At 41.8% G+C, this 26,566-nt stretch carries 16 protein-coding genes and 1 pseudogene; 6 read left to right on the top strand and 11 right to left on the bottom strand.

The window, feature by feature from the left end:
- Positions 1-61: 61 nt before the first annotated feature.
- The 6 genes from Q4546_RS00805 to Q4546_RS00780 form a co-directional block, all read right to left on the bottom strand.
- Positions 62-400 (bottom strand): hypothetical protein, encoded by a 339-nt coding sequence (locus tag Q4546_RS00805; RefSeq protein WP_303445507.1) that lies wholly within the window; start codon positions 398-400, stop codon positions 62-64.
- A gap of 20 nt (positions 401-420) precedes the next feature.
- Entirely contained in the window at positions 421-720 is a 300-nt protein-coding gene (locus Q4546_RS00800) for a DUF6677 family protein (protein ID WP_303445506.1), read from the bottom strand.
- A 185-nt stretch (positions 721-905) separates the two neighbouring features.
- Positions 906-3,857, bottom strand: a complete 2,952-nt coding sequence (locus tag Q4546_RS00795) for a serine/threonine-protein kinase (RefSeq protein WP_303445505.1) — start codon at positions 3,855-3,857, stop codon at positions 906-908.
- Between the two features lies 1 nt (position 3,858).
- Entirely contained in the window at positions 3,859-4,449 is a 591-nt protein-coding gene (locus tag Q4546_RS00790; protein ID WP_303445504.1) for an ECF-type sigma factor, read from the bottom strand.
- Between the two features lie 1,056 nt (positions 4,450-5,505).
- Positions 5,506-7,695 carry a malate synthase G gene (locus Q4546_RS00785; protein WP_303445503.1) on the bottom strand — a complete coding sequence of 730 codons (2,190 nt, stop codon included), beginning with the start codon at positions 7,693-7,695 and terminating at the stop codon, positions 5,506-5,508.
- Positions 7,696-7,912: 217 nt separating this feature from the next.
- Complete coding sequence (locus Q4546_RS00780; protein ID WP_102435682.1) at positions 7,913-8,863, bottom strand: LysR family transcriptional regulator; 951 nt, start codon at positions 8,861-8,863, stop codon at positions 7,913-7,915.
- Positions 8,864-8,973: 110 nt separating this feature from the next.
- Here Q4546_RS00780 and Q4546_RS00775 point away from each other — a divergent pair, with 110 nt between their 5' ends.
- Positions 8,974-10,554: an isocitrate lyase gene (locus Q4546_RS00775; RefSeq protein ID WP_303445502.1), complete on the top strand. Its 1,581-nt coding sequence runs from the start codon at positions 8,974-8,976 to the stop codon at positions 10,552-10,554.
- A 148-nt stretch (positions 10,555-10,702) separates the two neighbouring features.
- Here the strand turns inward: Q4546_RS00775 and Q4546_RS00770 are convergent, their stop codons facing one another.
- From Q4546_RS00770 to Q4546_RS00755, 4 genes and pseudogenes are all read right to left on the bottom strand, one after another.
- Entirely contained in the window at positions 10,703-11,629 is a 927-nt protein-coding gene (locus Q4546_RS00770) for a GGDEF domain-containing protein (protein ID WP_303445501.1), read from the bottom strand.
- A complete protein-coding gene (locus tag Q4546_RS00765; RefSeq protein ID WP_303445500.1) occupies positions 11,629-12,696 on the bottom strand; it encodes a B12-binding domain-containing protein in 1,068 nt (355 codons plus the stop codon). Before Q4546_RS00765 ends, Q4546_RS00770 begins: the two co-directional genes overlap by 1 nt.
- A gap of 474 nt (positions 12,697-13,170) precedes the next feature.
- The gene (locus tag Q4546_RS00760; protein ID WP_102520870.1) at positions 13,171-14,145 is read right to left on the bottom strand and encodes a methylenetetrahydrofolate reductase; all 975 of its coding nucleotides are present in this window, start codon (positions 14,143-14,145) and stop codon (positions 13,171-13,173) included.
- Positions 14,146-14,385: 240 nt separating this feature from the next.
- A pseudogene (locus Q4546_RS00755) lies at positions 14,386-14,523 on the bottom strand (type IV pilin protein); the annotation flags it as partial.
- A 238-nt stretch (positions 14,524-14,761) separates the two neighbouring features.
- On the opposite strand from Q4546_RS00755, the gene Q4546_RS00750 reads away from it, so the two are divergent.
- The 4 genes from Q4546_RS00750 (at position 14,762) to Q4546_RS00735 (ending at position 22,849) form a co-directional block, all read left to right on the top strand.
- Positions 14,762-16,795, top strand: a complete 2,034-nt coding sequence (locus Q4546_RS00750; RefSeq protein ID WP_303445499.1) for a TonB-dependent copper receptor — start codon at positions 14,762-14,764, stop codon at positions 16,793-16,795.
- A 267-nt stretch (positions 16,796-17,062) separates the two neighbouring features.
- Positions 17,063-18,457 (top strand): efflux transporter outer membrane subunit, encoded by a 1,395-nt coding sequence (locus Q4546_RS00745; RefSeq protein ID WP_241901130.1) that lies wholly within the window; start codon positions 17,063-17,065, stop codon positions 18,455-18,457.
- The gene (locus tag Q4546_RS00740; protein WP_303445498.1) at positions 18,447-19,709 is read left to right on the top strand and encodes an efflux RND transporter periplasmic adaptor subunit; all 1,263 of its coding nucleotides are present in this window, start codon (positions 18,447-18,449) and stop codon (positions 19,707-19,709) included. Before Q4546_RS00745 ends, Q4546_RS00740 begins: the two co-directional genes overlap by 11 nt.
- Positions 19,706-22,849 (top strand): efflux RND transporter permease subunit, encoded by a 3,144-nt coding sequence (locus Q4546_RS00735; RefSeq protein ID WP_303445497.1) that lies wholly within the window; start codon positions 19,706-19,708, stop codon positions 22,847-22,849. Before Q4546_RS00740 ends, Q4546_RS00735 begins: the two co-directional genes overlap by 4 nt.
- A gap of 373 nt (positions 22,850-23,222) precedes the next feature.
- Here Q4546_RS00735 and Q4546_RS00730 read toward each other — a convergent pair whose 3' ends face one another.
- Positions 23,223-25,895: an ATP-binding protein gene (locus tag Q4546_RS00730; protein ID WP_102435668.1), complete on the bottom strand. Its 2,673-nt coding sequence runs from the start codon at positions 25,893-25,895 to the stop codon at positions 23,223-23,225.
- 197 nt (positions 25,896-26,092) lie between these two features.
- Here Q4546_RS00730 and Q4546_RS00725 point away from each other — a divergent pair, with 197 nt between their 5' ends.
- On the top strand, positions 26,093-26,566 hold the full coding sequence (locus Q4546_RS00725; protein WP_241901131.1) for a hypothetical protein: 474 nt from the start codon (positions 26,093-26,095) through the stop codon (positions 26,564-26,566).

Genomic DNA, 26,566 nt, shown 5'->3' with positions numbered 1-26,566 from the left:
AATTGGCTATATGGCAACGCTAAGCTAGTTTTATTTAGCATTGCCATTCAATGAGTCTATATTAACCAATCACAAACCATTGCCCTTGGCGTTTTTCAAACACGATTCTTTCGGTTATGGTCTCGGGATCCCCTGAACTCATACCAAATAAGGAGAAAGATACCTCTGCAGAAACCTCACAGTCCACTGTTAACTCTGCATTGCCATCGAGATCAAACTTTTCACAATCCGATATATCCAAGTTGGCGAAGCTTGCATCCGCCATGCCCATAGTGGCTTGCGAAATAGCCTGCTTCATTGCTTGATGTGCAACCTCTGTTGGTGGAGTTTCTACCCCACATCCAACCAAAAATAGCGACATAGCCAGCACTAATGATTTAATCAGTAAATTTTGCTTCATAAGTAATACCATTATTCCTATTAAATGGACTTTTGATTCTCTAATTCATTTGCAAGCAATCGGTCATTATGCTCAATGACCAGATTGTTCACAGAGTACATTGCCCACCCCCACAGAATCATGGCAATTAATCCCGGAACAATTAAGAATGAAGTAATAACACATAGCGTGAACGTCACTAAGATGATCACTCCTTTCATGATCTGACCGGCGTACATATGTCCGGCACCCGGAAAACAAAAACTCAGTAAAATACCGACAATTTTATTTTTCATCTGGTTACGAATGCGTTCGTGTGAAATTGTATCTTGAATACTCATGCTCTTTACCTGTTAAAATTCGATAGCTACATAATGCAGATAATCATCCATTCCAACTAGTGACAAAGCGTGTTCAAATTTACGCAAAAATTTTTGAATATTTTTATGCTGCGACAATGCGCGACTTCTATACAAGCTCGTTAGTGGTATAGAATTGCAAAATTTGGCACGACAATCTGGTCATATCAGATTGACTCAAGCTTGTCATACATGGCGATAAAGTCCTTGCGGAACAAAGGTAGCCCATGTTTATCGGCTTGGATAACTTGCCACAGCTTGCTTGCCTCATTGCGTTTTCCTTGCTGCAGTAAACTTTCACCCAGCGCTAGGCGCATTAGCCTTGTATATTTGTATTTGTTGTTCGCTATTTTGTTGGCTAATAGCGCCTCAGAGCGAGCTCCCTGCCCACTGTGGGTCAATAGTCTGGCGTAAAAGATTACAGCATCATCCCATGCTGGTGCCATAGAATATCCCGCGGCAGTTACCGCATAGGGATCAAAAAATTCTGTGATTGGTATCGATATTAGCGTCTTTGCTAGCCCATCTGCCGTTTGCTTATGCCCTGTTACGGCTAATACATAAGTCAGATAGATATCGGCACCATTGTCTGTTTCCAAGGATAGATAGGTCTGCTTTATCTCGGGCAATTGTTCAGGTGTGAGGCTATTTGGCTCAATTGATAGCAGAAAATCGAACAAAGAAAAATGAGTTTGAGTAGGTATCCCTCTATTACTTCCTTGATTTGTTAACATTGGACTTAACAGCGCTTGGTAGTCTTGGAAATGACGTTTAAATTGATTCCAATCACGGTGCCATATCGCCAGTTCCATCTGCGTAGGGTACGTGCCAAACAAGCCCATATCGGTATGCTTAGCAATAAATTTAGCAGAGAAAGGCAGCATCAACGTAGCTTCTGCTTGGTGTAGATCGCCAATATAAAGATAAGCACTGGCCAGTGAATTAATGGCGGCTAACGTAGTAGCCATACTCTCGCTATAATTCTCGATGATCACCTGCTCCATTTTAGCAAGTTCACTTTGACTGGTATTAATATCTGATAGCGATACCTTGGCCAGTGGCTCGAAGGATAAACGAAATGGCGTCATCTTTAGCGCTGATTGGCTCAATGCATGTTTTTGAGCCGTATAATTTACAGTGAGTTCAACTTGATCTAAGTTGTACGCTACCATTTTAGCCAATTGCAGCGTCATATACTGATTGGCAATACTCGTTGAACTAGTGAGCCACTCTTGTGGTTGCTGGCTAATCCACAGTTTGTCTTGCTCGGTTAATATTGAAAAATCTGGGCGTACATGAGGCAAAGCAAAAATCTGGAATAATGCGTGCTTATCTTGCAATGGCAGGGCTCGCCATGCTTTTTCATCATGGCGTATCAAGCTAACCACCGAGGCCAAAGCATACTGAGCATATTCTGATGAGGTATTAGCCCCAATTCCCGCCGTTTGCAGCGCGCTGACGATCACCAATAGTGAGGCTATATCAGTGGTGATTTTCGGCTTATAGCGCATTAACAAGGTATTAGCCATATTCTGGCTAGGGCATATTTTGACCCTTTGGCTCTCACCTCCTTGCGTCTCAACTGATTCAGTATCAAAGCATTGTGACTTGGGCAAGTCTTGCCGCTGGAGGATTATTAATTCAAGAATATCGAGCCCTGCGCGCTGATAAGATGTTAACGCATCTAATGTCTCCTTTTGTTTTAATTGATCCAACAGTTCGGTAGCAGAATCAAGTTCGTTTAAAGATAATAATCCTTTGAGGTATATTTGTGCCGTCTCATAACGTGCTGATCCCGTCAGCTTATCTTGCTGCTGTTGCCAGCGCTTGGCCGCATAGATAAACACTTCGTCGAGCTTGGGGCTATTAAATGAATGACTAAGCTCTGGGCGAGTATAAAGCAAGATATCGGACAACTGCGCGATAACCTCTTGATTGGTTTTCTTCTCTGACAAAATGGCAAAATACTGCACAATAAAATTTATCGTGATGACTAGAAGTGACAGTGATAATGCGCCGGAGATCCCAGACATCACAGGGTTACGATATAGCGCTTTTTTAAACCGATAGCTTATGGCTGAGGAATAGGCCAAAACAGGGCGCTTTTGCTGCCAATTTTTAAAGTCATTTAAAAACTCATCGGCTTCTCTATATCGATACAAAGGATCGCTGTGGGTCGCCTTGGCTATCATAGCGGCGCTTTCTGCATTTATCTCAGGGATAAGCTGCAAAGACGCCGGACACTGGACATCGGTATCAAACCCATGACTTTCGGGTAAGTGCCCACTGAGAAGATAAAACAACAGCACGCCTAACGAGTAGACATCCGAGCGAGATTTGCACCAGATCCCAGACACTTGCTCCGGCGCGCTCCAGTGGCGAGAGAAGGCATGAATATAGTGTTGCTCGAGCGATGAGGTATTTTGCTCAAATTGACGGGCAAAACCAAGGTCAATGATTTTTACTTCACCTTGAGCATCAATCAAGATATTTTGCGGTTTCAGATCGCCATGATAAAGGCTACGGCTGTGTGCATGTGACATGCCCTCCAAAAGCTGTTCAAAAATCTGCAATCGTTGTTTATGCGAGGGGCAGTCTTGCTTTAGATGAGCATCGAGTTGCTTACCATCGACAAACTCGGTAATAAGACAAGGGTTCCTCTTTATATTACTTACACCATATAAACGACAGATGCGGGCATGATTCAAGGCTATTAAATTGCTCGATTCGCGAAAAAACAGGTTGTCGGTCTGTTCTTTGGCTAACCTCTCGACCTTGAGTACTTTAATGGCTGCGAAATGGGTGCAATTTTCGTCTGTAACCGCCGACTCAATCGTTTGCTCACCCAGAAATACTACGCCCGTGGCGCCAGCATCAGACAGTAAGCGAGTCAGGGTAAAACCCAATACCTCACAACCTAAATAGTTTTGCTCGGACACATCATCATTGATACAGAATAGCTTATGACCGTATTGAGTCACATCGGTGCAGTTCATGGCTAGCATGGCTGCAAGATCATTTGCTAGTCGTGAATTATGCTGATTAACCTCAGCCAATTTTACCTTTCGCTCATCGGCCGAGAGTTCAATCAGCTCAGCATAAATATCCGAGGCATCCATATTAAGCCAGCAGCATTCTAAGGTGGTCGGTCGCAAACTTAATTCGAGAATTGACAGTACGCTCGCTGATCTCAAGGACCTCGGCAATCTCCCGGTTACTACAAGCACTGAAGTGTTTATATTCAAAAGCTTGAGCTTCTTTTGGATGACGTTCTTTGAGTGATTTTAAGGCTGCTTGCAGATCGTGATTAAGCTGGAAATTAGGAGAGAAAGATTGTGTTTTACTGTTTTGCGATAGGTAATAATCGGCTTTGAGATGCTCTCTTGCTTGTTGATATTCATTTTTGGCAAACAGAAGATGCCACACAGAGCAACGAACATAATCGAGAAAATCTTTCCTCTGGCTTAATGGAGTTTCATCCTGGCGCCAGCGATTAAGTTTTAAAATCGCTTCATGGGTCAGTTCGGTAGTGCCTGCACTATGCAGAAGAGTTCTTGCTGGAGCGTGATAACGTCTAAGGTTTTCAACTATTCTATAGATATCATCATAGGCTGCGGTGAAAAAAGCATCAGATTGTAATTTGTTTCTGCTTTGCCATCCCTGCAACAATTCAGAATCATCCAATATTCTAACGGCGTTACTTATGTTCATAAAAACCTACCATTATATGGTTCAAATTATCACTTCCACTTTAGAGGTGCGGATGCATGGTATTAACTATCTATATGCTTATCAATCATTTCTATCGGGCAGTAATCACAATCTACAAAAATAATTAGTTTTAATTGGGATTGACCATTTAAGAAGGGCTGGGAGATAAGAACTGGGCGACTGCATGAGTGTGTGTTTTTTTATTTAGTATGTTCAATCCGAATACTAATCATTTTTGACCAATTTTAAAATGAAGATTTACTGAACAGAATAAGGATTTAAAGAGTAATATAACTTTTTAGAAAAACATTAGCGATCTAGCCACTGATTTATAGTTTAACGCACTATTTGCATATAATATCATTTGTAAATGTTCACTATCAAACAAGTTCTTAACTAGAAAATTATTATAAATTAGTTCGATAGGTTCTAAAATTGTGGCTAGTGTTCGTTAGTCACTAAAAATCAAAGCTTGGTGGGTAAGAACAGCAGTTAAAGTTTTATCCGTTCAACTAACCGTTAAATCATTGGTTAAAGATATCTTTCACAATTTTAATTGAAAAATGCTCATTGGTTTCCAGCCATATATCGTCTTATTCACAAACTTAATTGTGTTTTATTGGTTCTTAAGTCTCTGTTTTTATCTCTATATTTCACAACTTTAATTGAAGCTAGCAAATTGCTAAGGGATAAAAGCGACTTAGATTATTGTTCACTCTAAATCGTTTATGCCCCGAAATGTGTTTGAAATGGATATCTCTCGAGGTTTAGTCATTTGTATTTACCCTCAATAATCTAATATCACCTTCAATAGAGTGGCCAAATTCGCTATACCACTACATACTGGTTGAAGATATTGAACAATGCGGCCACCCACTCCAAGTGGCTGAATATCTAACGATCTCCTTTGCTTTCAATCAGTGGGTGCCGTTAAGGTGAGCGTAGGCTTAATCTCATCCCCCAACTTGAACATTCAAAAAAGCCCTAATCTTTGCAAGATCAGGGCTTATTGATTGAGTGACTACATAAACACAGAGCCAGTATTAACGCTAAAGATTAACCTGCTTTAGCTTGGATCCTGTATGCATGTAGTAAAGGCTCTGTATAACCAGAAGGTTGCGATTTACCTTTAAATATAAGGTCGCAAGCCGCTTTAAAGGCTATGCCGTCAAAATTAGGGGCCATATTAATGTACAGTGGATCGCCTGCATTTTGAGCATCTACCACAGCAGCCATTTTTTTCAGTGCCGCCATCACTTCTTCTTCACTGCATAAGCCATGTTCAAGCCAATTAGCTAAGTATTGCGACGAGATCCGCAAAGTCGCTCTGTCTTCCATTAAACCTACATTATTAATATCAGGCACTTTCGAGCAACCGACGCCTTGGTCAATCCAGCGCACCACATAGCCCAGTATGCCCTGAGCATTATTTTCTAGCTCAAAGGTAATTTGTTGCTGGGTTAATGTTGTCGTGTCATCAAGCAATGGAATCGTCAACAAGTCATCGATGCTAGCACGCTTACGATGCTTAAGTTGCTGTTGAACTTCCGCCACATTTATTTGATGATAATGGATAGAATGCAGTACGGCACCATTGGGCGATGGTACCCAAGCCGTGTTTGCCCCCGCTTTTGGGTGAGCCACTTTTTGTTCTAGCATGGCAGCCATTTCATCTGGCATCGGCCACATACCCTTACCAATCTGAGAGCGACCTTGTAAGCCACATTCAAGTCCAATATCGACATTCCAGTCTTCATAAGCCTTAATCCATTTTTGCTGCTTCATCACAGATTTGGGGACAAAGGCGCCCGCTAACATTGAGGTATGGAGTTCGTCACCGGTACGGTCAAGAAAGCCGGTATTAATAAAGACAACGCGCTGTTGCGCGACCCTGATACACTCTTTTAAGTTGAGTGTGGTTCTGTGCTCTTCATCCATAATGCCGACTTTAATGGTATTACGGGGGAGGTTGAGTGCATCTTCTATCTTGGTAAATAAGTCACAAGTAAATTGCACTTCTTCTGGGCCATGCATTTTAGGTTTGACAATATTCACCGATCCTTTGCGGCTATTACTGCGACCATTATTGTTACCTTTAAGGTCATGCATAGCGGCAAGCACAGTGATCATGCCATCCAATATTCCTTCTGGTACTTCATTGCCATGTTTATCTAGTACGGCATCAATCGTCATCAAGTGGCCAACATTACGTACAAAGAGTAAGCTTCTGCCGGGTAACGTTACGGTGTTAGCGTCTGTACTAGCATTAACATTAGCAGCGGTATAAACCCTATCATCATTAAGCTCTCTAAGGATTTGTTTACCATTTTTAGTCAGTGAGGCAGCTAAGTTACCTTGCATCAAACCTAACCAATTGCGATAAACTTCAACTTTGTCTTCAGCATCAACCGCAGCAACAGAGTCTTCGCAATCCATAATGGTGGTAACAGCGGCTTCAACTAACAAGTCTTTTACGCCAGCACTATCGCTGCTGCCAATAACACTGTCTGGATCAATTTGGATCTCAATATGCAAACCATTATTAACCAGCAAAATCGCACTGGGCGCATCTGCACTACCTTGGTAACCGACACACTTTTGTGCTTGGGTTAAGCTTGTGATTGTGCCATCAGTTAACTGCATACGTAGTTGGCCTGCATCAATATAATACCGCGTTACATCAGCATGGCTGCCTTGCACTAATGGGGCTGCGGTATCTAAGTGATGTTTTGCAAATGCGATAACTTTATTGCCCCTTATGGGGTTGTATTGTTTGGTCAGCTCGGCGCCGTCTTGTTGTGATATGGCATCAGTACCATATAGCGCATCATATAAACTGCCCCAACGTGCATTGGCGGCGTTAAGGGCAAAACGTGCATTTTTTACTGGCACAACTAATTGTGGCCCAGCTTGCGCTGCAATTTCATGATCGACATTTTCAGTGCTAATTTGAAAATCGTCACCCTCAGGCACTAGGTAGCCGATTTCGGATAGAAAAGCTTTGTATTGGTCTGGGTTAACGTCTTTAGCTGGGTGCTTTGTATGCCATTGATCAATTTGTTGCTGCAATTGCTGCCTTTTTTCTAACAAGGCCACATTAATGGGAGCAAATTCGGTAATGATGTCCTCAAATTTTGCCCAGAAAGTTGCTGAATCAATGCCTGTACCTGGACAAATGTCACTATCGACCAGTTGCCACAATGCTTGTGCTACTTGTAATCCACCTACTTGAATACGTGCTGTCATGTTTATCCCTACCTTTAATTCCTGTGCGCTGAACTTAAAAACCACTCAAATCTATTATTAATCGTTAATTCGCAGCAAGACTTTACTCTATATCAAATTAATCTTATTTATCCAATTTATACTTGTTATCACCAATATTCATCAAATCTATGGTAAATCACCCTTTTTTGGTTAATTTGCAACGTATCAGTAATTAAAAATCAAAATAACAACAAGATTAAACGTCGCCTCTATTTATTTCATCTGCCGTTTTAGTGATTAATTGGCGCATCCATTGATGTGCTGGATTATGTTGAAGCAAGGGGCTCCAAGCCATAGTTAATGCAATGGGTGGAATAATAAATGGCGGCGGAACAATACTCACCCGATCATTATTGTTGTGATGACGAGCCATCTTACTTGGTATGGTTGCGATCAAATCCTGTTGCTCAGCCAACAAACACGCGGCTTGGTAATGGCGAGTAAAAACCGTGATTTGCCGTTTTACGCCAATTCGAGTTAATGCTTCATCCACCCAACCTAAGCGCTGAACATCAGCAGGATCCATCCCTACACCAACGCCCATTCCGGTTTTACTCACCCACACGTGTTTGGCTTGCAAATAACTGTCTAAAGAAAACTTGTGTAAAACTGGATTCGTCTTACTAATCAAGCAGCTGAAGTCGTCATTCCACAAAACTTTCTGGTGAAATGATTGCGGAATAGTGTCGAATCGATTGATCACCATATCGACTCTTCCTTGTTCTACATCAGGGAAACTGACATCACTTGGGGTCATGATGTCTAAAATAATGTTGGGTGCTTGAGTCCGAAGTTTTGCAATTAGCGGAGGTAGTAAGGTCGCTTCAGCATAATCACTAGCCATGACTCGAAAGACTTTGTCACTTTCTTGTGGGTCAAATTTGGCGCGAGGCTGTACGGCTTTTTCTAGCCCGATAATCAAGGTACTGATTATGGGTTGCAACTCTTTAGCACGTTCTGTCGGCGTCATGCCCTGACTGGTGCGAATAAGTAAGGGATCATCAAACAAGGTTCTTAAGCGTTTTAGGCCGTTACTCATTGCAGGCTGGCTAATACCAAGTTGGTCAGCTGCTTTAGTTACATTTCTTTCACGTAGCAAAACATCTAAATAAACAAGGAGGTTCAAGTCGATACGAGATACATTCATAAGATGAATACCGAAAATAGTAAGTATAAATTAGACTTATTTAACCAAATCTAACTATTATTTTCAACGTAATCATTTGCCGCTAATCAATTTGTTAAAGGAATATACACATGACTAACTACAGAAGTAATATCGATGAAGCTGCTACCTTGATTAATTCAGAAGGTAGTGCATGGAATGCCATCAACCCAGAATCAGTCGCTCGTATGCGTCTACAGAATCGTTTCCAAACTGGGTTAGACATCGCAAAGTACACTGCTAAGATTATGCGTGAAGACATGGATAACTACGATAAAGATTCATCGCAGTACACTCAGTCTCTAGGTTGCTGGCATGGTTTTATTGGCCAACAAAAAATGATCTCTATTAAAAAGCATCTTTTAACCACCAAACGTCGTTACTTATACCTTTCGGGTTGGATGGTTGCAGCACTGCGCAGTGAGTTTGGTCCATTACCTGACCAATCAATGCATGAAAAGACCTCTGTCGCTGCGTTAATTAAAGAGCTATACACTTTTCTACGTCAAGCTGACGCACGTGAATTGGGTGGCCTGTTCAGCCAATTAGATAATGCCAGCGAGTCAGAAAAAGCGGCGATTCAAGACAAAATTAATAACTTCGAAACCCATGTTGTACCGATTATTGCTGATATTGACGCAGGTTTTGGTAACGAAGAAGCCACTTACTTGATGGCAAAGCAGATGATTGAAGCCGGTGCTTGTTGTATTCAATTAGAAAACCAAGTGTCTGATGTAAAACAGTGTGGCCACCAAGATGGTAAAGTGACCGTCCCCCATGTTGAATTTCTAGCGAAAATTAATGCGGTTCGTTATGCCTTTTTAGAATTGGGTATTGATGACGGTGTGATTGTTGCCCGTACCGATTCACTAGGTGCTGGTCTAACACAAAAAATTGCCGTAACCAATGAAGCTGGTGACTTAGGTGATAAATACAATAGTTTCCTTGAAGTGGAAGCGGTTGATGCAGCAACACTTAAAAATGGCGATGTGGTATTCCAACAAGCTGGAAAGTTGGTAAAACCTGCTCGTCTACCCAATGGCTTATTTAAGTTCCGTGCGGGTACGGGTGAAGAGCGTTGTGTACTTGATTGTATTACTTCACTGCAAAATGGTGCTGACTTACTGTGGATTGAAACTGAAAAGCCTCATGTATCTCAAATCGGCGGCATGGTTAACGAAATCCGTAAGGTGATACCTAACGCTAAACTTGTGTATAACAACTCACCATCGTTTAACTGGACACTTAACTTCCGTCAGCAAGTATTTGATTCAATGCAAGCAGCAGGACAAGACGTTTCAGCTTACAACCGCGATCAATTAATGAGTGTTGATTACGATACAACTGAGCTTGCTATTCAAGCTGATGAAAAAATTCGTACTTTCCAAGCTGATGCTGCACGTGAAGCGGGTATTTTCCATCACCTTATCACGCTACCAACTTATCATACCGCAGCACTATCAACTGATAACTTGGCTAAAGAGTACTTCGGTGACCAAGGCATGTTGGGTTATGTTGCTAATGTTCAACGTAAGGAAATCCGTCAAGGTATTGCCTGTGTTAAACACCAAAACATGGCAGGTTCTGATATGGGTGATGCACATAAAGAGTACTTCTCTGGTGACCAAGCGCTTAAAGCGTCAGGTAAAGACAACACAATGAACCAGTTTTAACGACTCGTTTTACAAACGATAGCAAGTGTTAAACTGGCTATCGTTTACACCAAAAAGCCTGAAGTATCGCTTCAGGCTTTTTTTATATTTTAATTTCCCGAACTAAATCACTTGGGTCTGTCTCTGAAAATAACATGGGCAGCCATGATTAATGGCTTGTTGCCGTTTCAGGGCTTAAGGCAATGTATTTATTTCTGCCACTGTTTTTCGCCATGTAACATGCATCATCTGCTCGTTTAATCAGTTTGTTAATATCTTCGTTTTTATCCCACTGGGCAATGCCGATTGAAAGGGTATTTACTCTGTCCAGTGATGCAATTTTGAGCGCTCTGCAATTTTCTAGGATACGGTTAGCCAATATGAACGAATCGGTTAACGATTGCCCTGTAAGGACAACGACAAACTCTTCTCCTCCAAAGCGAGAAATAATATCTTCAAGTCTAAGGGTCTTTTTAAGCATATTTGCTATCGCCACAAGTAGTATATCTCCGATATTATGCCCCCAATTATCATTAACCGATTTGAAAAAATCTAAATCAATAAAGAACAGGGTTACCTCCATGTTTTGTCGTTTGGCTAACGACAACTTGGGATTAATGATGTCAAAAAATGCTCGTCGGTTTAGCAAGGATGTCAGTGGGTCTTCACGTGCAATTCTTTCTATGTCTTTTTGGGCTTTAATAAGTTGCCGTTTTTCGCGACGAAGCTGAAAATTGAGTTGCGCCATTAGATTACTAAGACTGCTTATTTCTTCAATTAGCTTTTCATCTTTTAGCTCCAACATTTCAGCAATACAATAGAACGAGGACTCCATTTTACGAAACGAACATAAAAGCCCTTCACCTTTTGTGGTTTTAAGTAGTTGCGGATCTGAGTCAAGGTCTTTTATTTGTGTCACTCGAGGGGCACCGGCAAAAAAGTCATGCCAATTGTTTGTTTCAGATAGAAAAATAGCAAACAGTAAGTGAAAGCCCCGGTTGTGACTGATTAATGTGCCATCGTAAGCAAACTCAGCGATAGCCAATACGTGCGAATTTTCTGCGATATCTATTGCAAGTTCACTGGGGATATTCATTAAGCTAACCAGGTGTTGAGCTTTTGAATCGCTTCTTTGTAATCGCTGGTGATGAAATCGGCTTTAAGCACTTCTTGCGGTTCATGGAAAAAAGACAGCGCCTGACCGCCTACAATGGTTTTAATATGTGGGTATAAGGCGTCGATTTCTTGGAGGATCTCTCGAGCCTTTTTGATATTGTAAGGCATGGTAACGCTGATGATTACGGCTTTAGGTGACTCATTTGTAATATAATCAAGAATGGCATCTTTAGGTGCGTCGGCACCAAGATAGGTTGTATCCCATTCATTTGCTTCTAACGCTGTGGCAACCATCCATGAGCCAATTTGGTGTTGTTCAGATGCCGCGCAAGTTACCAATATCTTTGGTTTAGTTATTTCTGGAAGGTCTAGGTGCATTAGCAGCCCAGTGAGCACACGATTGGTAATGGCTGTGGCTAAATGTTCGGTGGATACTGATACGTCACCATTTTGCCAAAGCAAACCTATTTGATAGAGAGCGGGCTGAGCCTCGTTATTAAAAAAACGCTCAAAGTCTTCCCATGTAGCGACTTTATTGAATGCATAGCTGTAGGCGTTACGGTGATCACCTGTAATAATATAGTGGAGAAAGGGGTTATCCATTGCAATAAACTCTTCTTCTCGGTCGCCTTTTATTAGGCTACAGCACTCATCATGGGCCCTAAGCATCCAATCGTATATTTGCACTAATTGTGCAGCCTCAATTGGTGGAATTGTCTTTAAAATCAATTGCTGCCATTTTTCGAGTTCTTCTTTAAAGTAGAGAAATGGCACCCCTTGGGAGTGATAAGCTTGATAGACCCAGGGAAGTGCTTTCACTAAAGCGGTTCCATCACGGGATTCAATAACCTGGGAGATAAACCCAAGGTGGTTGCGGTGATTATTGATTAATAAGTCCAGCGAATTGCCATTTAAAAAACGACTTTGCTCGGGCTTTGAAATCCAGCGATTAATTTCTACCAGCATTTCTTCACCGAATTGACAATATGCATTAATGGCATTGTCAGTCACAGTGGCAAGTAGTGTATTGAGTTTTTGGCTATCCATAGTTAGTCCTCAATTGAACAGATACAAATTGAACTTATGCGCGAGGTTAAAAGTCGACAAAACCTAATGCTATTATAGTCATAATAAAGCTCATTGCTGGTTATCATTGAAGCAAAAGTAGTAAAAAATTAGGCAAGTTTAAGTGATGACTGTGCCTTTGTTTGAAATGCGTTGATGAGATAACTGAGGGCCTTTAGCGCTGTTGGTTAATGCTTCGACTTAGCAAGCACCTTGCTGACTTATAGGCTAACACTTGACCTTTAACCATTACTGCTAATTTACAGTTATCCCCCCATATTTAATTCAACAATAACTGATATTATTGGTTTTTTTCAATATTTAATTGTGGTTTATGTGATTTTTTAGAGTCAATTTAAGCGCTTATGGCTAAGCCATTTGTTACTGGCGCTTGACGCTGAAAGCTTGCCTTATGGCGGCTATTAACACCATAGGGCAAGATTTTATCGCTGAGGACTATTTATTTAGCACAAATTGATCAATTTGATTTTGGGCTAAGGCTTGATCCATGGTGCCCTTTAGCAGTTTGTACATCAAAATCGAGGCATCAATCTCAGTTTTACGGTTAGTTAAACTTTCAATATTCAGCCCTAATGGGATATTAAGCGGTATAACAGCAGCCAAAATTTGCAGCAGGTTACTGTGATTAATCTTAATTGACTCATACAGAGGATCTTCTGCCGACAAAATACGCTGGCTGGTAGCTTCGGGTACCGACACACCTAACCAGTTGATAAACTCCAGAGTTTTAGCACTGCCGCAAGGTGAAAATGTCAGGATGATGCGATTAGGCTTGATATTGTTTAACGCACATTCTTTGGCGTAGCTGGTTAACATATCAATGGTTGCTTGGGCGTTATACACCGCCTGAGTGATGTAGTATTCACAGCCTTGGTTTGATTTACCTAACAGGCGAATATGTTCATTTTTTTTACTTAAATGGCGCTCTGCAATGGCCACGCCACCCAGGTAGAACGCTTGAGAGTGCGCCGCTAATACGCGGTAAGCGTCATTTAATGGTAATGAACTTGCAACCTGAGTCGATGGCGATCCCACTAATACCAAGTCTCTGACATTATTTTGATACCAAGCGCGGGACAACCACTCACTAAAGCCCTGTTCATCAAGACCGGCAACGCTCTTATAAGCAATAACTGGCTTGCCTGACTTTTGATTGATTAGCTGAGCGTAAGTACCAGAATCATGAGTGGCTTTAAAGGGAAAAGGCCTTGGGGTATCAATGCGGCTGGTTTCATCCTGAATATCGTAGATGATCAAACCATCAAAGTTTATCTCATCAAGGCGAGCTAACAATTTATCAGCGATAATACTGACCGATTCAAAATCAGTATCGATTTTTGGTGGGGTTGTACCAATAAAATAGATCCCACGGTGATGATCGGATGAACGCTGTTTTAATGATTTTTTCATGTTTAGCCGTCTAGATGGATGTTATCTCCATTGTGTCTTAAATTTTGACCCTTGTTAAGGCCGAAAAAGGGTATTTTTTGAAATAATTAATAACCACTTAAATTAGTCGGCGATAAGTTTTAACTCAGATGATTTTATCTGTCTGTGGGTTTGAATATAGAGCAAGCAGAGTCACATTTTCCCTATTAGTTGTGGTTAATGTACTTGGCTGAGGAGGTGACTTTATTGAGTTATCGCTGCGCCGTTTAATGCCGCAATTCTGGCATCGGTTGATAAATTGATGAATTTAGGTGCGGCAGTAACCGCTAGAATGGCAAGAATAATGATAACGACTACGAGCTCAATTAAGGTAAAACCCTTATTATGGTTAAGCGCCATGGCTCAAAAATCCATTTATTCAGTTTATTATTTGGCAGCGATGTTATTTCAAATGGGCTGCTACCCCTACTTATCTATTTGAATAAAAGGTTTTTTATTTATAAGAGTTTAGTATTTTTGACCTCCCTTTAATTAGCCTGTGACATAGTGTCGCAGTTTGTTGGTTTTAAGTTGAAACCTGTTCTGGTTAATTTATAAATGTCCGCACAAATATTATAGGTTTGTCATAGGACTGTTTATGTACCGCTCTAAATTGATGATTTCTATCGCTGTCGCTTTAGGTTTTTTACCCACTTCCTTCGTTCAAGCCACTGAGGCTAATCCCACAGACACTCAGGCTGTTGAAACCACCCAAGAAAAAAAACACAAGCAGCACTGCGATAATAAAAGCTGTGATGACTACCTTGTGGTGACTGGGGAGTTAATGCGCGATCCTGCCAAAGTTGTCACCGATCCCAAAAAGCCCAGATTACCGCTGCCCGCTTATGACGGTGCAGGTTACTTAAAAACCATCCCCGGTTTTAGTATCGCCAGAAAAGGCGGCGCAGGTGGCGACCCTTCTTTAAGAGGCATGGGCGGTTCACGCATCAGTATTGTTGATGATGGCCAGCATGTTTATGGCACCTGTGGCGGACGTATGGATCCGCCAACAGCTTATATTTATCCAGAAGCCTATGATGCCATTACAGTGATTAAAGGCCCACAAACAGTAAAATATGGCCCAGTAGGTTCCGCAGGGACGGTATTATTTGAAAAAGATCGCCATAGCTTTAGTGAGAAAAGCCTTGAAGGTCGCGCCAGCGTAACCGGTGGCAGTTTTGGCCGTGAAGATTACTTAGTCGAAATAAAAGCAGGTACTGAAACCCATTACATTGATTTTGATGCTAATAAGTCTAAAAGCGATCATTATCAAGACGGTGATGGCACCACCATTCAATCCCTTTATGACCGTAATAATTACAATTTTGCTTTAGGTTGGACCCCCGACGAGTCAACCGTGGTTGAGCTTGCTTATGGCAGCTCAAGCGGTGAGGCTGAGTACGCTGACAGAACCAATAAAGCTCGTGTGATCGATAATGAAAATGTCACCTTTCTGCTGCAAAAGGATGTTGATTTTTACTGGCTGAATAATATTGATTTTCAGTTATATAGTAATGAAAACGATCACGTTATGGATCAGTTTGACCGCGGCGTAAATGCAGGCACTAATGTCAGACGAAAAACCGCAGGTGGTCATTTATGGTTTGATATTTCAGCCAATGAAAAATGGGAAACCATTGTCGGGCTTGACTATATGGACAGTAAGCACAAAGGACGCAGCATCAATCAAGCAGAAGATAATGGCCTAGATGATTTATTAGCAAAACCCTTTATGCAGGACATGGCTTATATCAATACCGGCTTATTTGTTGAATCAAGTTATCAGCTTAACCAAGGTAAAATCTTGACGGGGCTAAGAATGGATCAATGGCAAACCAGTTTATATGTGGCCCAGCAAGGCAGCCGTGATGATGACTTATTCAGTGGCTTTGTTCGCTACGAGTTTGAGACTGATAAAAGCCAATATTATATTGGCGGCGGCCATGCCCAACGTATTCCTGACTATTGGGAGTTCATGAAGGCAGACAATAATGATTTGTCACTTAAGGCATTTGATTTAGATGCTGAAAAAACCACCCAGCTTGATGTTGGCTGGATTTATCAAGACGATATTGAAATATCCACGGCGTTTTATTACGGCAAAGTGGCAGACTACATCTTAATTGATGCTAATACTGCCAAGACCGCAGCTTACAATATTGATGCAACGATTTGGGGCGGCGAATTAGGCCTGCTATATCCATTTACTGATCAATGGTCGGCGCAAACCACCGTCAGTTATAGCCATGGTGAGAATGACACTGACAATACACCACTAGGGCAAATATCCCCTTTAGAGGGTCGTATTTCAGTGAATTATGAAGCTGAAAATTGGACCGCTGGGTTATTTTGGCGGATGGTTGCGGCGCAAGATAGAGTCGCAATTGGTCAAGGTAATATCTCAGGACAAGATCTGGCTGAAAGCAGTGGTTTTGGCACATTGGCCATCAATGGCTCTTGGAAGCATGATGATATTTTAGTGAGTTTTGGTATTGAGAACTTATTTGATATTACCTATGCCGAACATGTTAGTCGCTCTGGAGCGGGTAATGACATTCCTGGTAGTTCACCACTATTTCAAGTTAATGAGCCGGGTCGAACCGCTTGGGTAAAACTTGATTACAATTTTTAATAAAAACCGGCAGGCTTGTTACATTTAATAAGCCTGCATCATTGCCCACTTTGGGTGAAACCTCTGCTTTAATGCCTGATACAGCCGCCGACAAACTTGTCCCTAGCTGCAATACATTGCTTTTACTCACATAACCTATGTAAAGCTATGCAAAGTTACCCTTTGGCAGTTTTCTTTATAAAGTGATCTAATTAAAATCAATCACGTAACATCTAAATAATATTAAATCATATTAAATAATAATAAACGAAAATGGATTTCCAGTTAATGAAAACACGCTATACGCTAGTGGCGGTTGCAACTTCGCTATTCATTTTATCTGCCTGCAGCAGTTCATCCTATCTTGACGAGTCTTTGGTTAAACCTGAGCTGCCTGCGTCGTGGCATACCGACGCCAAATCATTAAAAGACAATCAAAGTTGGGTAACACCAATCGCTACCGATCAGTTATTAGAACTTATCAGTATTGGCCTGAACACCAACCAGCAGTTAATTCAGTTAGCTCTTGAAGTCGAGGTTAACAAGCAGCAGCTTAATGTCAGTGATGCCAGCTTTTGGCCAGAGTTAAGCTTATCGGCTAATAGTGCTAGAGGGGGAAATAGTGATGCAACGTCTAGCTCCAATAGTCTTAGTCTTGATGTTAGCTATGAGCTAGATATTTGGGGCAAGTTATCCGATAGCGCTAAAGCCTCAAAACTGAATTTACTCACTGCTGAGGCCAATTATCAGCAAGCAAGGGATGCACTGGTTGCTGATGTGGTGATTGCCTACTACAAGGTAGTGACCTCAACAGAGCTCGTTAAGCTATTTGAGCGTCGCACCGAAAATGCCAAACTTAATTTTGACATCATTGAGTCGGGTTACCTGCAAGGGTTAAACACCGCGCTGGATGTGTATTTAACTCAAAATGAGTTTCACAGTGAAAACTCAAACCTGTTGGCACAGCGCAGTCAGCGCAATAAAGATATTAGAACCTTAGAGCGCTTATTAGGCGGCTATCCAGCAGGTAAATTACTGATAGATGAAACACTGCCGCTATTGCCACAAGGGATTAAAATTGGCGTCCCCAGCGAGCTCGTTAAACGTAAACCACAACTGCAAGCCGCTTGGTATCAGTTGCTCGCTCAAGATGCCGTCGTGGCCTTTACTCAAAAGCAGCGTTATCCAGCCTTACGTTTAGGGGCTGATATTGGCACCGCCAGTAATGATATTGCTAACTTATTAAGTGGTGATTACAGTTCATGGTCAGTATTTGCCGGTATTACCGCACCGATTTTTAACGCCGGTCGCTTAAAGTCACAAACCGAGCAGCAAAAGCTGAAATTAAAGCAGCAAGAGCAGCAGTATTTAAATACTTTGTTTAGTGCCTTTGAGCTAGTTGAAAACAACCTTGATCTTGATGCCAGTTTGCAGCAGCAATATCGCTCAACTTTACAAGCGCAAGACAATGCCCTCCAAGCTGAAACCCTATCATTTGAGCAATACCAAATCGGCCTTGTCAGCTATACCACAGTACTGGATGCCCAAAATCGTGCCTTTGTGGCCCAAAGTTCGGTTATCAGCTTAAAAAACCAAATCATTGCCAACCGTATCGGATTACACCTTGCTTTAGGTGGCGATTTAGATGCCAGTGTGACAGAAGAAGAAAAATATGATGAATAAGAAATACCTGATCCCAGTAAGCATTGTTGCGGTTGCGGTTGCCACTATTATGGTGATTACCTCAAACCCACCTACCACTAAGCGTGGCAAACCGATGGCTGTAGCTGCCATGTCGGTTGAAACTCAGGTGCTTAAGCCACAAGATTATCAAATTCAGGTGAGCAGTTTTGGGGTGGTAAAACCGCGCACCCAAAGCTCGTTAGTGACGCAGGCTTCAGGTCAAATTCTATCTATTAGCCCCAACTTTCGTGAAGGTGGTTTTTTTGAAACTGGCGAAGTGTTAGTTGAGCTTGATGATAGAGATTATCAAGCTGAAGTTAAAATTGCTGAAGCTGGGTTAATGTTGGCTAGGCAACAATTATTAGAAGAACAAGCACGTACTAATCAAGCCTTAGCAGATTGGCAGCGCCTGAGTAATGGCCGCGAGCCGACATCGCTGGTGTTGCGTGAGCCGCAATTAGCTGCAGCGCGAGCGGCAATGCTATCTAACCAAGCGAAACTTGAACAAGCCAACTTGGCCTTGGAACGTACCCAAGTTGTTGCCCCCTTTTCTGGGCGAATTTTAGAAAAACATGTTGATGTAGGCCGGGTGGTTTCGACCAATAGTCAGCTGGCAACGATTTACGCCACCGATTATGTGGAAATACGTTTACCAATCAATAACAGTGATTTAGCACTGGTAGAACTACCTGAGCAAGGTAAGTCTGTGGTGGCTAAAGTGAGTTTTGAGTCTGACTTAATAGGCCTGCAAAAATGGGAAGGGCAGTTGATTCGCACCGAAGGTGCAATCGATAGTAACTCGCAGCAGTTGTATGTGGTGGCGCAAATTGATGATCCATTTGATTATCAAGCTAATCAGCAAATGCCACTGAAAATTGGTCAATACCTGACAGCCAATATTGCCGGTAAAAAGCTGAGCCAAGCGATCGTAATCCCGACTAAAGCAATCTATCAAGGTAGCTATGTGTATGTGGTTAATGATGGCAAGTTATTACGCAGAGAAGTGACCATTAGATGGCAAAACAGCCAAGACTCGGTAGTTAGAACAGGTTTGAAAAGTGGCGATGAACTGGTTATTACCTCCCTTGGACAAGTGAGTTCAGGCACCCCTGTCACTGTTGTTGGCGCAACGAATAAAGTTAAACCACAGCGAGGCTCAAGAGGTGAGGGCAGAGCCGATGGCAAGTCTCGCAGTAAGCCTGATGGCGAGCGTAAAACCAAACCTGCTAGTAAAGAGGAGTCACAGCCATGATTGCTTGGTTTGCTAAAAATCACGTAGCGGCCAATTTATTAATGTTGTTGCTGCTGGTATTAGGTTTAGGTTCACTGTCAACGCAGATCCCACTTGAAGTGTTTCCGACAGTTGAGTCTGAAAGGATCTCTGTTCGAGTATCGCTTCGTGGCGCGACCCCTGAAGATGTTGAAAAGGGGGTAACAATTCGTATTGAAGAGGCGGTGCAAGACCTTGAAGGTATAGAAAAAATCACTTCTAGCTCTTCAGAGGCATCATCGCAGGTCACCATTGAAGTTGACAGTGGTTACGACCCCCGAGAAATGCTAGCGGACATTAAAAGCCGCGTCGATGCCATTAACACCTTTCCGGTTGATGCCGAAAAACCTGTCATTGCCCTTGCCCAGCGTAAGCGTGAAGTCATCGCAGTAACGGTAACCGGCAAATATAGCGAAAAAGAAACCATCGAGTTTGCTGAAGTGGTGCGCGATGAATTGTTGCGCCTAGAGGGTGTCACCCAACTAGATTTAAGCGGGGTGCGTAACTATGAAGTGTCATTAGCCTTATCGCAAAACAAATTACGCCAGTACAACTTAACTCTGAGTGAAGTATCACGGGCGATTAATGCCTCTAGTACTGATATCTCTGCGGGTAATTTAAAAACTCAGGGTGGCGACATTTTACTGCGCTCTAAAGGCCAAGCTTATTACAAAGATGAGTTTGCCAATATTGCCATTAAATCTGCCGCTGACGGCACCATTATTCGTTTAGGCGATATTGCAAATGTGGTTGATGGCTTTGAAGAAACCCCTGTAAGAACTCGCTTTAATGGTCAACAAGCAGCATTTATCGATGTGTATCGTATTGGTCAGCAAAGCGCGATTGATGTGGCTGATAAGGTTAAAGACTACATTGATTCTCGTCAGGCAACCTTGCCTGAAGGCTATGGCCTTAGCTATTGGGATGACGATTCTGAAATCGTTAAAAACCGTATTGCTACCCTAACAGGCAGTGCGCTGCAGGGCGGCATACTTGTGTTGCTATTACTGACATTGTTTTTACGTCCATCAATTGCCATATGGGTATTTATTGGTATTCCAGTTTCGTTTATGGGCGCATTCATTGTGATGCCATTTTTTGATGTGTCGTTAAACGTCATCAGCCTGTTTGGTTTTATCTTGGTATTGGGGATTGTGGTCGATGACGCCATTGTCACTGGCGAGAATATTTACACCCACCTTAAGACTGCGCCCAATGGCGAGCAAGCGGCGATTCTTGGTACCCAAGAAGTGGCCGCGCCAGTGACCTTTGGCATCTTAACCACAGTGACCGCTTTCTTACCTATGTTGTTTATCGAAGGCACTCGCGGGGCGATATTTGGTCAAATTGCGATAGTGGTGATCCCAGTATTATTGTTTTCGTTAATCGAATCTAAGTTTGTGCTACCCGCTCACCTTAAATATATTAAGATGCGCAGCGAGAAGGAAAATTATAATAAGTTTGAGATTTTTCAGCAAAAGTTTGCTGATGGATTTGAACGAGCAATCATTCAGTTCTATCAACCATTTTTACGCATAGCGCTAAAGCATAAAACCGCCACCTTGAGCTTATTTCTCAGTGTGTTGTTAGTGATAGCGGCACTGTTGGCCACGGGGTGGACTAAGTTTACCTTCTTCCCGCGCATTCCCAGTGAAACCGTCAGGCTTAACTTGACCATGCCAGCGGGTACCCCATTTGAAGTGACCAATGGCCATATCATTAGCATTGCTGCAAAAGCGGAGGCGCTGCAAGAAAAGTATCGTGATGAAGAAACCGGTGAAAGCGTGATCATCAATATTTTGGCCACAACGGGTGGTCGCGGCGGTAGCTCAAATGCAGGTGGGGTTCGTTTTGAAATAACCCCAGCAGAGAAGCGTGAATCAGATATTACCTCTAGGCAACTATTAACTGAATGGCGTAAAAGTGTTGGTGAAATTCCTGGGGCTGAGTCAGTGACTTACCGCGCTGAAATTGGCCGAAGCTCTGATCCTATTGATGTGCAGCTCAGTGCAAACTCCCTTGATACCTTACGTGAGATTGCCGATCAGGTTAAACAGCATTTAAAAACTTACCCGACAGTATTTGATATTGCCGACAGTTTATCTAACGGTAAAGAAGAGCTGCTAATTGAGTTAACCGAGCAAGGTAAAGCGCTAGGGCTCACTCGACAGGAAGTATCAAGTCAAATAAGAAGCTTTTATTTTGGCTCAGAAGTGCAGCGCATCCAGCGTGGCCGTGATGATGTGCGAGTAATGCTGCGCTTGCCGCTAGATGAACGTCAGTCATTAGATGACCTTAAAAAGGTCCTGATTACCACCAGTCAGGGCGCGCAAGTGCCGCTTGGTCATGTGGCTAAAATGACCTCAGGTAAGAGCCCATCAAGTATTCAACGCATCGATCGTTATCGGGTGTTAAATGTCACTGCCGACGTGGATAAAGACAATACCAATATGACTGTGCTACAAGCAGATCTTAAGGTGTACCTTGATGGTTTAGTGCAGCAATACCCTGGAGTAAGGCACTCACTTGAAGGCGAAGCTCGTGAACAGCGAGACAGCTTTGGGTCGTTGCAATGGGGCTTAGTGTTTGTGTTGTTTATGATTTATAGCCTACTCGCAATTCCGTTTAAGTCTTACATTCAGCCATTAATTGTGATGAGCGTGATCCCCTTTGGCTTAATTGGCGCAGTACTAGGTCATTGGTTAATGGGCTCGCCACTGACCATTTTCAGTTTATTGGGGATGTTGGCGCTAGTGGGCGTTGTGGTCAATGACTCTTTAGTGCTGGTGGACTTTATTAACAAAAAACGCGCCGATGGTATGGCATTAGCGGAGGCGGTATTAACCGCAGGTGCAAAACGTTTTAGACCGGTTATGCTCACCAGTTTAACCACGTTTATCGGCCTAATGCCGCTATTATTAGAGAAGTCGACCCAAGCGCAGTTCTTAATTCCAATGGCGATATCATTGGGCTTTGGGATTATATTTGCCACCTTTATCACCTTGATTTTGGTTCCGGTAAATTACCTTGTGGTTGAGCGTTTAAAGGGCAATAAAGTCGATAATGCCAATCTAGATCAAGAGTTTGAAAATAGCTTTGGCGCTGCTAAGGTTAAGGTATAGCTCAGGTTATAATTCAGTGGCGATTTTAATCGCAAAATATAGCGTTGCCAGTAATGAAATGCCCTGCTGGCGACGCTTTAAGCGTGATAAATGTGTCGGCCTAAAAAGTTCAAAACATTTATCACGAGATAAAAAACAAAAGGAAAAACAAAAATTATTGCAGCAGAAACGCTTAATATGAAGGTAATTGATAGCGATTAGTGATTTTTCGATGTTTGGTTGCATCTCAAGATAATCAGCAAATCAGGCATTCATACAATCAGGTAATCAGCCAATTATATAATCAGATATTTATACAGTCAGCAAATCAGGCATTTATACAATCAGCTTATTGGTGTTAGCCTAAATTCAATTACTGCAAATACTCTTACAGCTAACCTGCAAGCTTGGTGACCTGTTTTATTTTCTCGATAAGAACATGCTTTTCAAATGGTTTTGCCAAATAATCATCCATTCCTGATTCATAACATTTCTCAATATCTTGATCCAGTACACTGGCGGTAAGTGCAATGATTGGCAGCCGTTGCACAGATGGGTTTATTTGCTCCCACTCTCTGATTTTTTGGGTGGCAGTAAAACCATCCATAATGGGCATCATACAATCCATTAAGATTGCATCAAATATTTTGCCATCACTAATAAAATCAAACGCCTCAAGCCCATTATTAGCAATTACGAAGTTATAGCCCGCTTGCTTGACTAGCACTGAGGCGACCTTTTGATTAACGAGGTTATCTTCGACAATCAAAATCATGCCGTGAATGGTGCGTGGTTGTTCTTGCTTATCAATACCATCATTGGCGGCTTTTTTTTCAGCTGGGGTGACTTTGTTGCGCAGAGTACGACTTTCGATGCCATTACGAATGGCATCGCTAAAGCGCCTGCCAAGCAGAGGCAAGGTGATAGAGGCGTCGATGTTATCTAATGTTCGCTGCTCTGAGGGGCTATTAATGGCAATGGAAAAGCTATCTTGCAGCATGAGTAATTCGGGTAATGCTTTTAAAGCCTCTCGGTTCATTGAGGCATTATCAATAAATAACAGATCAAACTTTTGCTTATCCTGTAACAAGTCAAACGGTGATGGGTAACGGTAATTTATGCTAAATTCATGTTTACTACAGGCAGCATCAATAGCATCAATAATATCATTATTACTGGAAATAATTGCCGTAGTCAGGTGTTTAAACTCGTCTCTTTTAGGCTGCTCTTTGGTAATGATGCGGGCTTTAAGTTCAACGCTGAAACAACTGCCTTTACCTTTTTCTGAGCTAACTTTTATATCGCCGCCCATTAACCCCACTAGCTGTTTACAAATTGCCAGCCCAAGCCCTGTACCACCAAATTCACGAGTGATGGTGCCATCCTCTTGGATAAAAGGTGAAAAGATTTGTTGTTGATTTTCTTCTTTAATACCAATACCGCTATCGTATATTTTAATTTTCATATTGGCATAGTTAGCTTCGTCGTAATCGCAGCTCACAGCGACTTTAATAAAGCCGTTATTGGTAAATTTAACTGCATTTGACAGAAGGTTCATTAATACTTGGCGCATTCTATGTTCGTCAAGTGATACTAGGTGAGGCATATGTTCAGGGATTTCAATTTTAAGGTCGAGTTGCTTTTCAACGACTTTAGCTAACACCATAGTGAGGGTGTCATAGATGACCTCGGTAATATTGGTGTCGTTGTAAGCAATAGACAGGTTACCCGACTCAATTTTAGAAAGATCCAGAATATCGTTAATCAATAGTAATAAGGTATGTGAGGATGTTTCTATGGTTTGCAGGTACTCATTTTGCAAAGGAGTTAACCTTGTGCCTGACATTATCTCCGACATGCCAATAATGCCATTTAACGGTGTTCTAATCTCATGGGACATATTGGCCAAAAAAGAACTTTTGGCTTGGTTAGCTCTTTCTGCATCTGATTTTGCTTGCAAGATTTTGGCATCATTTAAAAAGCGTTCATGAATTAGGTTATTGAGCTTTTTAGAGAAGTAGCTTAATTCATCTTTACCACTTTCGTTTATCTTATTTGAGTAATCATGTGTTTTTTCAATTTTTGACATGGTTTTAATCACATGATGCAGATACTTTAGAATGCGGCGGTAAAGGTTTGCGCCAATGGTGCCAATAGTAACGAGCGATATTAGCAATGCAACGCAGAACATAATAATAAGCTGTTTAGACTTTGCTATTTCAGAGTGAATATTGGTGGATAATTGCTCTGAAATGGAAGTGACAACATATTGAATTAAGTTCAAACGCTGATTAAACACCTCCAAGTTAGCATCTGTATTATCAACAATTTCATTCCCTTGCAGAAATTGGCTGCGCAGCTGATAACTTTGTTGGAATGCTTGATCTGAAAAGGTAGTTAATAACAGGTCTACTTGCTCAGGCTTGGCGCTAATATTAATAAAGCGATCGACATACAGTTGTTGTCTTTCAGCGCTCATATTCAATTGACTCAGCAGATCTTCGTCGCCTCGATTCGTTATCAGTTGATCCATTAGCCATTTTTCTTCTGCAGACCACAGTGATAGCCATTGCAATTGAAATAAAATCGTCAAGTTCTGGTTAATTTTTTCAGGTACATCAAGCTTATCTTTTTCTAGCGTCATCAACCCTTGGTTTTGCAATTCGTTCATCCAAATTGACCAATCAAATAAATCCTCTTTGGTAAGGGCTGGCGATTCAGCTAAGGCTTCTTCAGTGCTGTTAAACCATGCTTGAATATCTTCACTGTGTTGAGCGCTAAAGCTTGTGGGTAATAACGCAGACAGTTGCTCCGTAATAGATGTGAATTGGGATAATACAAAGGGCTCATCTTGGCCGCTGAGCGCGTCTTGCGCTTGAGTAATTTGCCGATTAAGCTGGGAAAATAACTCTAAAAAGGTCACTTTGTTGTTAAGGCTGTTTAAAGCTTGCACATTATCAGTTTGTTTTTGGATTTCTAACGCTGATAAAAAACCTGCAAAAACCAATGGTAACAAGACTAGTGCCAACATCCTTGCTTTTATTGAAATACGATTCAATAAATTCATCTCAGCTCCTTGAGTAAAAATTAGCCATAAAAAAGTTAACTATAAAGTTGTATATCGTAGGGTTCTTGGCTAAGTTTAGATTAGTAAAACTTCTGACTATGTTTAGCATAGTACAAAAACTATCTAGGAATGAAGGTTTTTATATGATTAATGGATTAAACCACAAAGCCTTTTTATTGAGCCTGAAGCATTTTTTTTTGAGTCGATTGTGCACAAGGCGGCTTATCTTTCTTACTGCATTAATTTTATCCCCATCAACTTGGGCTTTAGAGGCTGATACCAGCAAAAGCTCTGAGGTCGAATTCGCTATTTTTAGCCTTAATGATGACATGCCGCCTTTAAGTAAAAGTAAGGCGAGAATGTTATATCGAGGTAAGTCTAAAAAAGTCGGAGGTAGCTTTAAAATTGTCTTAGTTGATCTACCTGAAACCTCCATGCACCGCGAAGAGTTTTATAGCATGTTGCTGGGTAAATCGGTCTCACAAATGAATGGTTATTGGGCCGGGTTGGCTTTCTCCGGCAAAGGCTCGCCACCAGAAGAGTTAGACAGTGATGATATAAAGAAGATCCTCAAATGGCTGAACGACAATCCTAATGGTATTGCATATGCTCCGATAGAGTCGGTGCCTGAAGAAGTTAATATCTTAATCACAGTGCCACAAGGAGAGTAG

This window comes from Shewanella sp. 4_MG-2023, from assembly GCF_030548015.1.
Classification (GTDB): Bacteria; Pseudomonadota; Gammaproteobacteria; order Enterobacterales; family Shewanellaceae; genus Shewanella.
The sequence above is the reverse complement of the archived record's forward strand: the minus strand, read 5'-3'. Positions and strand labels throughout refer to the sequence as shown.

Excerpts from the sequence above, each read along its gene's own strand:
- Q4546_RS00805 (WP_303445507.1), bottom strand. The coding sequence starts at position 400 with ATGAAGCAAAATTTACTGATTAAATCATTAGTGCTGGCTATGTCGCTA.
- Q4546_RS00800 (WP_303445506.1), bottom strand. The coding sequence starts at position 720 with ATGAGTATTCAAGATACAATTTCACACGAACGCATTCGTAACCAGATG.
- Q4546_RS00795 (WP_303445505.1), bottom strand. The coding sequence starts at position 3,857 with ATGGATGCCTCGGATATTTATGCTGAGCTGATTGAACTCTCGGCCGAT.
- Q4546_RS00790 (WP_303445504.1), bottom strand. The coding sequence starts at position 4,449 with ATGAACATAAGTAACGCCGTTAGAATATTGGATGATTCTGAATTGTTG.
- Q4546_RS00785 (WP_303445503.1), bottom strand. The coding sequence starts at position 7,695 with ATGACAGCACGTATTCAAGTAGGTGGATTACAAGTAGCACAAGCATTG.
- Q4546_RS00780 (WP_102435682.1), bottom strand. The coding sequence starts at position 8,863 with ATGAATGTATCTCGTATCGACTTGAACCTCCTTGTTTATTTAGATGTT.
- Q4546_RS00775 (WP_303445502.1), top strand. The coding sequence starts at position 8,974 with ATGACTAACTACAGAAGTAATATCGATGAAGCTGCTACCTTGATTAAT.
- Q4546_RS00770 (WP_303445501.1), bottom strand. The coding sequence starts at position 11,629 with ATGAATATCCCCAGTGAACTTGCAATAGATATCGCAGAAAATTCGCAC.
- Q4546_RS00765 (WP_303445500.1), bottom strand. The coding sequence starts at position 12,696 with ATGGATAGCCAAAAACTCAATACACTACTTGCCACTGTGACTGACAAT.
- Q4546_RS00760 (WP_102520870.1), bottom strand. The coding sequence starts at position 14,145 with ATGAAAAAATCATTAAAACAGCGTTCATCCGATCATCACCGTGGGATC.
- Q4546_RS00750 (WP_303445499.1), top strand. The coding sequence starts at position 14,762 with ATGTACCGCTCTAAATTGATGATTTCTATCGCTGTCGCTTTAGGTTTT.
- Q4546_RS00745 (WP_241901130.1), top strand. The coding sequence starts at position 17,063 with ATGAAAACACGCTATACGCTAGTGGCGGTTGCAACTTCGCTATTCATT.
- Q4546_RS00740 (WP_303445498.1), top strand. The coding sequence starts at position 18,447 with ATGATGAATAAGAAATACCTGATCCCAGTAAGCATTGTTGCGGTTGCG.
- Q4546_RS00735 (WP_303445497.1), top strand. The coding sequence starts at position 19,706 with ATGATTGCTTGGTTTGCTAAAAATCACGTAGCGGCCAATTTATTAATG.
- Q4546_RS00730 (WP_102435668.1), bottom strand. The coding sequence starts at position 25,895 with ATGAATTTATTGAATCGTATTTCAATAAAAGCAAGGATGTTGGCACTA.